This window comes from Hymenobacter jejuensis, assembly GCF_006337165.1.
Classification (GTDB): domain Bacteria; phylum Bacteroidota; class Bacteroidia; order Cytophagales; family Hymenobacteraceae; genus Hymenobacter; species Hymenobacter jejuensis.
The window spans coordinates 1,872,692-1,884,811 of the sequence record NZ_CP040896.1 but is presented as its reverse complement, the minus strand read 5'-3'; the positions used below and the strand labels follow the sequence as shown (position 1 = coordinate 1,884,811).

The window sequence follows — 12,120 nt, the reverse complement described above, 5'->3', positions numbered from 1 at the left end:
TCATACTCAATAGCAAGCAGATTGTCGCAGGACTTAAGCTTTGTTGTTATAAAGGCACTAACGAGGCTTCCAAGTATCTACATAGTTTTTACTATATGGTATTAGAAGCGATTGTGTAAACCATTGTGTAAACCAAAACGAAAACAGGCACCCAGTCTTGCGACTAAGTGCCTGTTAATCAATGTGGGAGATGTAGGGTTCGAACCTACGACCCTCTGCTTGTAAGGCAGATGCTCTGAACCAGCTGAGCTAATCTCCCGTGGGGTATGTCCCGTTTGGGATTGCAAATATGGAGGGTGATTTCCGATTACGCAACAAAATGTGCGACCTTCGGTAAAGATTTTTTCTGCCGGAAGCGGCTAATCAAGTCCAACTCTTTCATTGCCAGAAAATTCGGTTGTTGGTGGGTCTGAAAAAAAAATTCGTTTACTCAATTCTTGCCCTGGTATTTGTGCTAGGTGGAGCCGCGGTGGGCATATGGTTGGGGCAAGATCAGATCATCAGGTTATTCGTGGAGCAAGTCAACCGCTATCTGCGCACGCCGGTGCGGGTTGGGAAAATCGAGTTGTCTTTATTCGATCAGTTTCCGCGGGTCTCTGTCACGTTGCGAGACGTAGTGGTGACGGGTTCGCTGCCGCAGGATACCATTCCGCTGGCGCGCGTCCGGGCGCTATACTGCGCGTTTGACGCCTGGGACATCGTGGCCGGGCGTTACCGCATTCGCTCCGTAACCGTTGCAGATGGCACCGTACAGGTTCGCCTCAACACCCAGGCTGTGCCCAATTACGACGTCATTCGTTACGACACAACCAGTACCAGCGAACAGCCTTTTGCCCTTGATCTGGAGAAAATCCGTGTAAAAAATGTGGCCGTGGTGTATGCCGATGCGTCCCGGCAGCAACGCTATACGGTGCAGGCCCAAGACCTGCGAGCCGCTCTGGCAGTAACAGACACGCGTATCGACATCCAGGCTGAAGGAGCCACGCATGTGCAAGCTATCGAACTGGGAAACGATGCCTATTTTCGAGATAAAGAACTGAAAATCAATACGAAGTTGGCAATTGACCGGCCGGGCCAACGGGTAGCCATTGAGCCATCTGATTTGCAGGTGGGCCAAGCGACCTACCGGGTAAAAGGCAAAGTAGGCTACGCGGCCGAAACCGATCTGGACCTGCGCCTGGACGGCAAAAACACGGATGTGCAGTCTATTATATCGCTATTGCCTCCGCGCATGGCTCGCCACCTGAGCGCGTACTGCAGCCAGGGCGACGTATATTTTGGGGGAACGGTGCGCGGGTTGCTCTCCTCGCGCCACAATCCGCGCCTTGACTTTCGGTTTGGTTGCCGCGATGCGTCCTTTTATCATCCCGAGTTCAAGCAAACCGTCGAGCACGTATTTCTGACGGGCAGCTTCGACAACGGTGCGCAGAACAACGTGCGAACGGCAGTGCTGGCGCTGCAGAATGTGCGCGGCAAGCTTCAGGGCCGCGATTTTAGCGGCAGTCTGCGCTACGCAAACTTTCAGGACCCCACTGTCAACCTCGATCTACGGGCCGATCTCGATGTGGCGCGGGCCTTGCGGTTCTACCCGCTGGCTTCGGTGCGGTCGGCAAGCGGCGACGCCCAGCTGGCGATTCAGCTGACCGGTAACCTGCGCGAGTTCCGGGCCCACCCAGCGACTGCCAGCGTGCAGTCGGCGGGAGAAGTAGTGCTGCGCAACGTGAGCCTGCGCCTGCGCGACCTAAATCAGCCTTTTACCGGCCTGACGGGCAATTTTACGCTTCGGCGCAACGACATAGCCGTGAGCGGTTTCAGCGGTCATCTGGGGCGTTCGGACTTTCAGGCTAATGGGCTGCTGCGCAATGCATTAGCGTGGATGCTGCTGCAGCGACAACAACTCTTGATCGAGGCAAAAATTGCTTCTAACCTTCTTGACTTCGACCAGCTTCTACGGGGGCAATCGGCGACGGTGGCCGGGCGGGCCGGAAGCGGCGGCGAGTACGAATTTCATGTGCAGCCTGATCTGGCCCTTAATATCAACGCGGCGGTGCGCCATGTGCGTTTTCGCCGCTTTCGGGGGCGGGCGTTGCATGGCACAATTCAGCTGCGAAACCAGGTTATTTCCTCGCCTTCGCTGAGCATTGCTGCGGCCGGTGGGCAGGCCAGCGTGCGCGGGACAATTGATGCACGGCAGCCCAACCTGATCAAGGTTAGCACCACGGCTTCGTGCACGCAACTGCCGCTCGACAGCTTGTTTTATGTGTTTGAAGACTTTGGACAGAACTTCATCACAGCCAAGCACTTACGTGGCGCGCTCACCGCTACGGTCGAGTCGGATGTGTACTTAGATCGGCGGCTGAATCCGCTCACAGATCGCTTGGAAGCCGAGGTGCGGGCCACCGTGCGCAACGGCGAACTCAATAACTTCGAGCCGCTGCAAAAGCTTTCGATGGTAGCCAGCAAGGCGCAATTACGGCACCTGCGATTCGCTGAGCTGACCAATAATTTCTACATCCAAAGCCGCACGGTGTACCTGCCCGACATGGACATTCGCTCCAACGTGCGCACGGCCTCGCTGATCCGGGTGACCGGCACGCACACCTTCGACCAGCAAATGGATTATCACCTGTCCATTCCGCTGTTGCCAGGTGTGCTGCACCGGCCGGGAACCGCGGGTGCGGCGCCTATTGGTCCTACCATCCTGCTGGCCATTCAGGGTGACGAAGACAACTTTAGTGTGCGCTACGACCGGGCCAGAGCACAAGCCAATCGCGGTGGTGCTATGCCTGCCCGCACTAAAAGCACGATCGGCGATGTGGCCCGGCCCGATAATGCCAGCGCGGACGCTTCGGCGGCAGCGCCTGCCGCAGTGCCGGCTTCCGCACCCAAACCTTTCGAGCTCAAAAAGCCGGTCAAGAAACCCGCCCAGCCTCAGACCGGGGAATACTTTGACTTCTAAGTTTTTAAGTATTTGAATATCAATAAGTTATAACTTGACAATTTCTTTGCAAGTTCTTTCTAACTGTCGAGGTTGAGGCATGGAAAAGTTTGACTCAGGGCAGCAATTTGCCATTGGCGAACGGCGTGCAAGTTTATTGGCGCTGCTTTTCAACCTAATCGCGGAGTTATCGTTAAGGGCAAGACGGTTTTCTCACTAAAGCCCTCCCTTTTGCCATGAACGATACCCAACTACTGCAAAATTATTCCGACCAGGAAAAAGCAGCGTACCTGAGCGTCATTGCCAGCTTGGCTTCGGCCGACCGCGAGGCTTCGGCCCCCGAAGTAGAATTCCTGCAGCAATTAGCCCACACTGCCGGCCTGTCGGGTGGGGCAACGCAGCAGGTACTGGCTGCCGCTAAAGATTCGAGCAACGAAAGCATTAAGCAAAACCTGGATGCGCTGAAAAGCAGCGACCTGCGTTTTTCGCTGGTCACCGACCTGATCAGCTTTGCGCGGGCCGACGGAGCTTACTCCAACGATGAAGAAGCGATGGTCAACAAGATCTCGGCTTACCTCGGCATCAACCAAGAGCAAAAGCAAGCCCTGGAAACAGTCGTAGACCAAGCGGCCTCGGTGCCACACGATCCCAATGATCCTGGCAAACAAGGCTTTCTGAACAGCATTGGCAGCAAGCTCGACAGCGTAGGCATTCCAAAAGGTGCACTGATGGCGGGTCTGCTCGGCGTTGTCGCCCCGATGGTGATTTCGCGCGTGATGGGCGGCGGTCGCGGCTCCGGCGGCTTAGGCGGCATGATGGGCGGCAGCGGCTCCATGGGCGGCTTGCTCGGCGGCGCTATGGGCAGCGCAACCGGGGGCGGCAGCATGGGCGGTTTGCTCGGCGGTCTGCTCGGTGGTGGCTTGCTAAGCAGCGTATTGGGCGGTGGCGGACAGTCTTCGGGACAGTACAGCGACCTGCCTGCACAGGGCTCGCACGTTGGTAGCGGTGGCTTAGGCTCGCTCACTTCCATCCTGGGCGGACTTGGTGGTCAGCCTAACTCTGCCCCTCGCAGCGCCGGTGGTGGTGGCCTAGGAAGCCTGCTGGGCGGCGGAATGGGCTCCCTATTAGGGGGCTTGCTTGGCCGATAAATAATTAAAATACAAGCATTTGTATATCAAAAGAGCCCGCTAGTATAGCGGGCTCTTTTGGTTTTGGGGGAATGGTAGGGCAACCGGTAGAAACTAAATCAGCGGCTGTGCCGGCGACTGCAAGCCGCGCAAACGATCCGGTTCGGTTAGCTGCACTACGGTGGTCGCCGTGTTGGTAAAGCTGCCGCCGTGCTGCTCCACGAGCTCTACCAGGCGGTAGTTGAGTTCTTCTTTGACGTCGAGATATTCGTCGTAGCTGTTGGTTTCGACGAAATACTGCACCGTCACTTCTTTGGCCGTGGGAGTGAGGGCGGCAAACTTGATCTGGACTTCGTCGGTGGTGAGCGGATGTTCGCGGATGACCCGCTGGGCATCGGCCACGATGCGACGGAGCTGGTCGCTGGTCGTGAAGTGACTCAGGGCTAGCGTAAAGCTGACGCGCCGCGACGTGCGCAGCGAAAGGTTGTCTAAGGGCTTGTCAATCATGGACTTATTGGGTACCGTGACGTAGCTTTTTTCCGCCGTGCGCAGGCGTGTGCTCCGAAAGCCTACTTTTTCCACGGTGCCCGTCACCCCGCCGACCGTGACGAGGTCGCCGACGGCAAACGGCTGATCTAGGAAGATGGTGAACGAAGCGATCAGGTTTTCTAGACTTTCCTTAGCGGCAAACGCGACGGCCAAACCGCCGATGCCCAATCCACCGATCAGGGCCGTAACGTTGACGCTAAATACCTGTCCCAAAATCACCAGAAAAGCCATTGCCAGCACCAACACCTTCAGCAAGTCTTTGGCAAACGGCACGAGCTGGTCGTTGAGGCGCGAAGGCGAAAGCTCGGCCCGGCGCCGAAACACAAGTACCGCAAAGTCGATCAGGCGCAATACAATCCAGGCTACGCCCGTGATAAAACCAAGCTGGTAGACCCGAAATGCCAGCAGCTTCGGCCACGGCTCGTTGTGCGACAGCTCGGAAGGTCGCACGGGGTAATCCAAAATGTTAAAAGCGAAGTAGATGGTTATCAAGAAGATAACTACAGCAATGGGCTGCATCAGCAAGGCGCTGAACTCGGCAACGTTCACGCCCTCCGACTTCTGGCTTACAAAGCGAAACAGCAGCTTGGTCAGCAGGCGCGAAACCAGATTCTTGAAGCCGTAACCCAACAGCAGAATAACGGCGCACAACAAATACGCTTGCACGTCATTCCCCAAAAAACGTTGGTGCAGGATGTCGTTGAAATTCATAGCGGTAAGAGCGCGTTGTGCGCCCATCGTTGTGTAGTTAGCAGGGATTATACAGTACCGCGCACGCGCAAACATGTTGCCCGTAAAGGTCCCTACACCAGTTCGCGTAGGGCCATCTCAAACGATTTTTGGGCAACGCCGGTGCGGCTATTGCCCTGTTGGCGAGTACGTTCTAAGGCGCGCCGGATGATTCGGGAGGTGTCGCCGAAAATGGCTTTGTCGGTGATTTCGGCGTTGGTTTCCATCAGATACGCAAACACGCGGGCCATGCCGCAGTTGGCGATAAAATCGGGAATGACGGTGGTGTGTTGGTCGGCGTATTCGCCCGTGGGGCCGAAGAAGATTTCGGGGTCGGCAAAGGGGACGTTGGCGCCGCACGAAATGACTTCCAAGCCACCGCTGAGCAGCTGCTCAATCTGATCGCGTGTGACGAGGCGAGAAGCGGCCGCCGGAATAAAAATCTCCGCGCCGGAAGACCAAATGCGTTGGTCGATTTCTGAAAATGAAAGCAACTCATTGCTAGTCAAGTTATTGCCATTGCGGCTCAGAAACAGCTCCCGGATCTCGTCGAGCGAAAAGCCATCCGGCTTCAGCAGCCCGCCGGCCCGGTCGATGATGCCCGTGATGCGGGCGCCCTGCAAGGCCAAGTAGTAAGCAGCGGCCGCGCCCACATTGCCCCACCCCTGAATAATGGCCCGCTTGCCGCGCACATCGCCGCTGCCCCACAGCTCGTAGTAATGTCGCACGGCTTCGGCCACGCCGTAGCCCGTAATGAGGTCCGCGACTGTGTATTTGCGGCTCAGGTCAGGCGTAAACTGTGCGTCTTCAATCACTTTCACCACGCCTTGGCGCAATTGCCCCAGCTTCTGAATCTTTTGGGGCTCGGTGGCGCGGTAGTGCCCGTTCACGATGCCTTCCTGCGGGTGCCACAGGCCGTAGTCTTCAGTAATCGGGATTACGTCGTGAATTTCGTCCACGTTCAGGTCGCCGCCGGTGCCGTAATAGCTTTTGAGCAGCGGAATAACGGCCCGATACCAGCGCTCGAGCACGCCGCGTTTGCGCGGGTCTAGCGGGTCGAAGTTAATGCCCGACTTGGCGCCCCCGATTGCCGGCCCTGAAACGGTGAATTTTACCTCCATGGTTTTGGCTAGGCTTTCTACTTCGCGCTTGTCGAGGCCTTTGCGCATGCGCGTACCGCCGCCGGCTGCCCCGCCGCGCAGAGAGTTAATGACTACCCATCCTTCTGCCTCAGTTTCAGCGTCTTTCCATTCGAAGACGATTTCCGGACGTTTATTTTCAAATTTTGCCAGCAGGTTTTTCATACTAATTGGGTGGGTGGGGGAGTGCATCAGAATTTGTGCTAAAGGTACGCACAATGCCCGATGCGCAGGATTTTCGGCGTAGGTATGGGATTTTCCTTAGATAAAAAGGACATAATATCATACAACTTCTCCCCCTAAAGTCAAATCTTTTCGTAAGCGTTTGCGTTCGATAGGAACTTTGCAGGAGCTAAATATCGTATTAACGATATCCCTCCCATACCAGCTTTTTTTTCACTGTTGCACTTCTGTATGAAACCTTTGCTTTCGCGCGTAGAATCCAAGAAAGTAGATAAGGCTGCCGCAATGCTCAAGGTGCTCGCTCATCCCAAGCGCCTTGCTATTGTAGACTTGTTGGGCAAAGAAGACAAAATGACCGTAACGGAGATCTATCGTTCGCTAGATTTGCCTCAGGCCATTGCTTCCCAGCACCTCATTACCCTGAAAGACCGCGGCATTCTGTCGTCGTTCAAGGTGGGCACCAAAATCTATTATTCGCTCTCCATCCCCAAGCTGCTCGATGTGATCGACTCACTCGAAGACTGCTGCGACACGCTGTAGTACAGCTGCATTTAAAACACACACCTGCTGAACGAAAAAAGGACCGCCAACCGACGGTCCTTTTGCGTTTTTAAGCCTTTTCGCTCGCCCTTAGTGCGCTGACTCAGCTTGGCGCTCCAGATCAAACAAATCGGTGAGCAAGTCAATGAGCTGATCGGCTTCACCGCGTTTGCAAGCCGCTTTGAGCTGCAACACGGGCTGCTTCAATACTTTCTGCATCAGGGACTTCGTTACTTCGTCCATGCGCTTGGCTTCTTCCGGCGACATTTTCTTCTGGAAGCGGTCCATCTCTTCTTGACGGATGCTTTCCAGCGCATTTTTGAGCTTTTGAATCGTGGGCGACACCATCATCTCCTTGGTCCAGTCGGCCAAGCCTATGATGCTTTCGGCAATAATAGCGCGCACGTGCGGCACGGCGGCCAGGCGACGCTCCAAGGCTTCGCTAGCGCGGCTCTGAATGGCGTCGATGTTGTAGACGAGTACGCCCGGCACGGCTTCTACGTCGCTTTCGATGCTGCGCGGCACCGACAAGTCGATGAAAAACTTGTAGCTCAGCACGTCAAGGTGCTCAACCATTTCGCGGGTAAAGAAAGGCGTGTCGCTGGCAATGGAAGTAATGACCACATCAGCTTCTTTCATGCCTTGTACAAGATCCTCAAAATCAAGTACTTGTACGCCGCATTCTTCGGCCAGCGCTTCGGCTTTAGCGCGGGTGCGGTTGCAGATGGTGACGTTTGAGAAGGACTTGCTGTCGCCGAGGTGGCGGCAAACATCAGCCCCAATTTCGCCCAAGCCTACTACCAGTACGCGCGGGTTGGCTACATCGGTCGTAAGCTCTTCTACCAACTCCAAGGCGGCGTAGGCAGTAGAAGCGGCTCCATCTCGGAACGAGGTTTCCTGCTGCACGCGCTTGTTGGTGAAGAACACCGTGTGCATGATGCGGTGCAGAAACGGGCCCGCCGCATCAGCATCCGCCGACCACTGGTAGGCCATCTTCACCTGATTGCTAATCTGCAGATCGCCAACGACTTGCGCGTCGAGGCCCATCGCTACCTCAAACAGGTGCTGAACGGACTCTTGGTACGTGTCGAGGATGTCGAAATAGGCGTAATGCGCACTGATGTCAGCTAGGCCTTTCAACTGGCCCAGCGCCTCAATAATTGCGGGGCTCTGGTCACGGTCGGCGGCGTAGTATACTTCCGTCCGGTTGCAGGTACTTAGCACGAGCAGGTCCGAAAGACCCAGATCGTGGTGCAGGGTGTGTAGGAAGCGGCGACAGGCGGCCTCATCCAAAGCGATAAGCTCCCGGATTTCGAGCGGGGCTTTCTTGAAGGAGAGGCTGACGGCCTTGAAGGGATGAAGCATAGCAGGGCTACGACGAATTCAGATTGTAGAGTGCAAAATTACAGCACAAATCGGTAGGGTAAAAACAGCCGTTACCCACTAGAGGTTCGCCGGCATTTTATTCTCGCTGAGAATGCCCTTTTACGCGCTGAAAGGGCGTTCAGGAGAGTCGAGATCTGACAAAAATCATCATTTAAACTCTTGCTATATAGGCGCATGTCGGTGCTTTCGACACGGAAAAACCATCTCTGTCGTGCTTACGAAAGAAAGACCCGGCCCGGATGTGCAGTGTGCGGCTTTCTTACTGGGCGGCTCCCGCGTCTGCGTTGAACCCAAGTGACTACCTTCGTCGTTGAGGCAACCGCTGCCGTTCTGTTCTGCTGGCATCCCGTTCATGATTTCACCGAGTATCCCGTCTTTCATCCCGGTTCACGACCAGAAATCCCGCATCAAGCTGCTGATTATTGTCGGGGCGTGCCTCATTGCGGCGGCTACGGTCGTGTACACCAACATTCTGGTGCAGCGCCTTTCAGAGCGCGAAAAACACGCTATCGATCTGTATGCCAAGGCCCAGCGCTACCTCATCAACACGGAGCAGGAGTCGGACATCCGCTTTATCTACGACGAGATCATCTCGGCTAACACCACCATTCCCGTTATCCTGACGGGCAGCGAAGGCGATATCCAAGGGGCTGAGAATGTGAACATTCCGCCGGGCCTGTCGGAAAAGGAGACCATCAGGTTTTTGCGCGGCGAAATCGAGGAGATGAAAAGCCAGCACCCGCCCATTGTGGTGGAGTTGGGAGCGGGGCTACGTACCTACATCTACTATAAAGACTCGTTGTTGCTCACGCAGTTGCGGTTTTATCCGCTGGTACAACTGGCTATTATTGCCTGCCTGGGCGTGATCGCGTATTTCGCGTTCAGCTACTCGCGCCGGGCCGAGCAAAACCGGGTGTGGGTGGGTCTGGCCAAGGAAACGGCTCACCAGCTTGGCACGCCGCTGTCCAGCCTGATGGCGTGGCATTCGTACTTGAAAGAAACAGAACGCTTTAAGGATGAGCCGATTATCGAGGAGCTAGGCAAGGACGTAAAGCGACTCGAAATCATCACGGAGCGCTTTTCCAACATCGGTTCGGTGCCGGTACTCAAGGACGAGAACATTCTGCAGGTCACCAAAAATGCCATTGCCTACCTGCAAAGCCGCGTTTCGAAGAAAGTGACCATCGAAATCAAGACTGATCTGCCCACCGACACGCCGGCCAAAGTCAACATTCCGCTCTTCGATTGGGTGGTGGAAAACATCTGCAAAAACGCCATCGACGCCATGGATGGCAAGGGCAGTATTACGCTGCACCTGCGCCGGCCGGTCCGCAACAAAACCCAGATTGCCATCGACATCACCGATACGGGCAAGGGCATTCCGAAGAGCAAGCTGGAAAGCGTATTCCAGCCGGGTTACACCACCAAAAAGCGCGGCTGGGGCCTGGGGCTAGCGTTGGCCAAACGTATTATTGAGAACTACCACCAAGGCCGCCTCTTCGTGAAGTGGTCGGAGGTAGGCAAAGGGACTACTTTCCGTATTTTGCTAAACTCATGATTAGCAATATGTTACTGTAGGGTGGTAATGGCCTCTACCGCTTTTTGCTGTTGCTTGCTCTCCTTGCGGTTGGTGATCTCCACATAGCTTGTGCCGGTTACGGGTTTGCCGTTGTGGGTGCCCGTGACGCGGCACATGCCCTCCCAGTAATGCATCTTGATGCCCGGCAACAGCTTGATTCCCAGCTCTTGGTCGGGTACGAGCGGCTCGATGGTCAGCTCGTAGCCTTGCTTCGGGACGCGGACGCGCCACTTGGCCGGGTAGCGTTGCTTGGAGTGCGGGCTCGTCCAGTAAGCGAGCGTTTCGAGTTGAAAATCCTCTTGGCTCAGGTGCGTATTCTCGGAGCGGGCCGAGTTGTGCGAACCGCCGCCGATGCTTTGGCCCGTGGCGCGGTTGTAAAGCGTATAAAGCATCAAATCGGAGCGGGGCTCGTCGAGTTGGATGGAAAACCAATCCCAGCCGGTATCCTTAGCCATCACGGAGTTACAGTTCCATTGGCGGTCATACCACAGCTCGCCTTCCACGTGGCGGACTTTGCCGTCTATCTCCAGGGTGCCCGTAGTGGCAAGGCGCGGATAGCTGTAGTAGCCAGCTTTGGCAAGGCCACCGTAGTTTTCGAAGCCCGTGCCCGCGTGCAGCAAAATGGGCTTGGCCGGCTTGGTCTGTAAATCAATAGCCGAGCCGGCGTGGGCGGCCATGCGCGCCTGCAAATGATACGTGCCTTCTTGCCCCGTGAGCTGCCAGTCTTGTGCCTGCTTTTGGATGCTCAGGTCGATGGGCAAGGTAGCCGGAAGCACGCCCGGCAGCTTGCTGACTTTGTAGTCGTAGCGAAACTGCTGGGTTTGCGGATCGGTGAGGGCAAAGTTTACCATCTGCCAATCCTGCTTGCCGTTGGGGTTGAAGTGGAAAAACACATACTCTACCCCGTAGAGTTTGCCCGATTCTTTATCCTTTAGGTGTCCTGTGAAGTACCACCATTCCAAGGAGTTACGCAGGTGCGGCGCTTCTTCCTTCGGTAACTGCGCCAACTCCGTAAAAACATCAAACTTGTTGGTAGGCTTAAGGGCACAAGCGGTGGCCAAGAAAAGCGTAAGGGCAAAGAGCAGCAAATTCTTCATACCCCGACAAAAGGCATTTCGGGGGCAAAAGGTTTGAGGCTATTGTGATCTAGCTACTTAAGAACAGTAACAGGCATGGCGCGACCTTCTGTAGTAGCATACTCAAGCCAAGTTTAGGGGCAAGATTTCTTCAACGGCTAAACGCATAGCGGATGCGATTCCAAAGTGCCCGCGGATGCCAAGGCCAGGGTTTGTACACGATCAAGCTGCCTACAGTAACCACAGTCAAACCGGTTAAAGCTCTGCTATCGAGTGCGAATAATAAGGTGCCACTGGAAAAATCCTTAACCGGGATCTCCTTCCTTTCGTAGCCGACGCTCGAGATCACTACTACCAAATCATCTCCCTGTGCCAGCCTCATCTCTTGAGGAATAGCCAGCTCGAACGTGCCATCGGCGCCGGAAGCAACGCCGATTTGCGTGCCTTTCAGCAGAACTGTGACGCCGGGCAACGGCTGGTTTTCCTGCTGGTCGATGACGCGTCCCCGAAGCACGATTGGCTCTTCAGTAAGCAGCGGTACTAAGTTCGAGTCAGTTTTGGTTGCCGGAACGCGCTGCTCTACTGGCGCTTGCGCGTGCACAGCGGCAGGCATTATTTCTCGCAATCCCCAGGTTACTGCCGCGGCGGCTAACCACGTCTGCCAGCGCGTCGACGGCACAGTAACAGGTTACTGCAAAGGGCGGTTTAGTTGTCGGTCGGTGAAGCGTCCACAGAGCGCACCGCTACTTTGGCTTATAAGGTTAATTATTTCATAATCAGATAATTGCGTAAAATCAATAACAGTCTTTTGGCATGCCGCACAATGACGCCCTTGCTGTACGGGTGTCATCTGGTGCCAACTTTCGTGGCAGGG

Annotated in this window: 9 protein-coding genes and 1 tRNA gene; 4 read left to right on the top strand and 6 right to left on the bottom strand. The window is 55.5% G+C overall.

All coding sequences use genetic code 11. The features are described from left to right. Nucleotides 1–184: 184 nt before the first annotated feature. A tRNA-Val gene (locus tag FHG12_RS07640) sits at nucleotides 185–259 on the bottom strand. Nucleotides 260–451: 192 nt separating this feature from the next. Here FHG12_RS07640 and FHG12_RS07635 point away from each other — a divergent pair. Both FHG12_RS07635 and FHG12_RS21265 read left to right on the top strand, forming a co-directional pair. Further along, on the top strand, nucleotides 452–2,959 hold the full coding sequence (locus tag FHG12_RS07635; protein WP_139515169.1) for an AsmA-like C-terminal region-containing protein: 2,508 nt from the start codon (nucleotides 452–454) through the stop codon (nucleotides 2,957–2,959). A 215-nt stretch (nucleotides 2,960–3,174) separates the two neighbouring features. Next, on the top strand, nucleotides 3,175–4,086 hold the full coding sequence (locus tag FHG12_RS21265) for a TerB family tellurite resistance protein (protein ID WP_139515168.1): 912 nt from the start codon (nucleotides 3,175–3,177) through the stop codon (nucleotides 4,084–4,086). Nucleotides 4,087–4,179: 93 nt separating this feature from the next. Here the strand turns inward: FHG12_RS21265 and FHG12_RS07625 are convergent, their stop codons facing one another. Continuing rightward, a complete protein-coding gene (locus FHG12_RS07625; RefSeq protein WP_165699332.1) occupies nucleotides 4,180–5,325 on the bottom strand; it encodes a mechanosensitive ion channel family protein in 1,146 nt (381 codons plus the stop codon). Between the two features lie 92 nt (nucleotides 5,326–5,417). Then, on the bottom strand, nucleotides 5,418–6,647 hold the full coding sequence (locus FHG12_RS07620; RefSeq protein WP_139515166.1) for a Glu/Leu/Phe/Val dehydrogenase dimerization domain-containing protein: 1,230 nt from the start codon (nucleotides 6,645–6,647) through the stop codon (nucleotides 5,418–5,420). 249 nt (nucleotides 6,648–6,896) lie between these two features. On the opposite strand from FHG12_RS07620, the gene FHG12_RS07615 reads away from it, so the two are divergent. Then, a complete protein-coding gene (locus FHG12_RS07615) occupies nucleotides 6,897–7,205 on the top strand; it encodes an ArsR/SmtB family transcription factor (protein ID WP_086594744.1) in 309 nt (102 codons plus the stop codon). Between the two features lie 90 nt (nucleotides 7,206–7,295). On the opposite strand, the gene hemA is transcribed toward FHG12_RS07615, so the two are convergent. Continuing rightward, nucleotides 7,296–8,570: a glutamyl-tRNA reductase gene (hemA, locus tag FHG12_RS07610; RefSeq protein WP_139515165.1), complete on the bottom strand. Its 1,275-nt coding sequence runs from the start codon at nucleotides 8,568–8,570 to the stop codon at nucleotides 7,296–7,298. Nucleotides 8,571–8,943: 373 nt separating this feature from the next. Here hemA and FHG12_RS07605 point away from each other — a divergent pair, with 373 nt between their 5' ends. Then, nucleotides 8,944–10,149 (top strand): sensor histidine kinase, encoded by a 1,206-nt coding sequence (locus FHG12_RS07605; RefSeq protein ID WP_165699331.1) that lies wholly within the window; start codon nucleotides 8,944–8,946, stop codon nucleotides 10,147–10,149. An 11-nt stretch (nucleotides 10,150–10,160) separates the two neighbouring features. Here FHG12_RS07605 and FHG12_RS07600 read toward each other — a convergent pair whose 3' ends face one another. Both FHG12_RS07600 and FHG12_RS07595 read right to left on the bottom strand, forming a co-directional pair. Beyond that, nucleotides 10,161–11,267, bottom strand: coding sequence for a lipocalin family protein (locus FHG12_RS07600; RefSeq protein WP_139515164.1), 1,107 nt, complete (start codon nucleotides 11,265–11,267; stop codon nucleotides 10,161–10,163). Between the two features lie 130 nt (nucleotides 11,268–11,397). Next, nucleotides 11,398–11,859, bottom strand: coding sequence for a carboxypeptidase-like regulatory domain-containing protein (locus tag FHG12_RS07595; protein ID WP_139515163.1), 462 nt, complete (start codon nucleotides 11,857–11,859; stop codon nucleotides 11,398–11,400). Nucleotides 11,860–12,120: the final 261 nt, after the last annotated feature.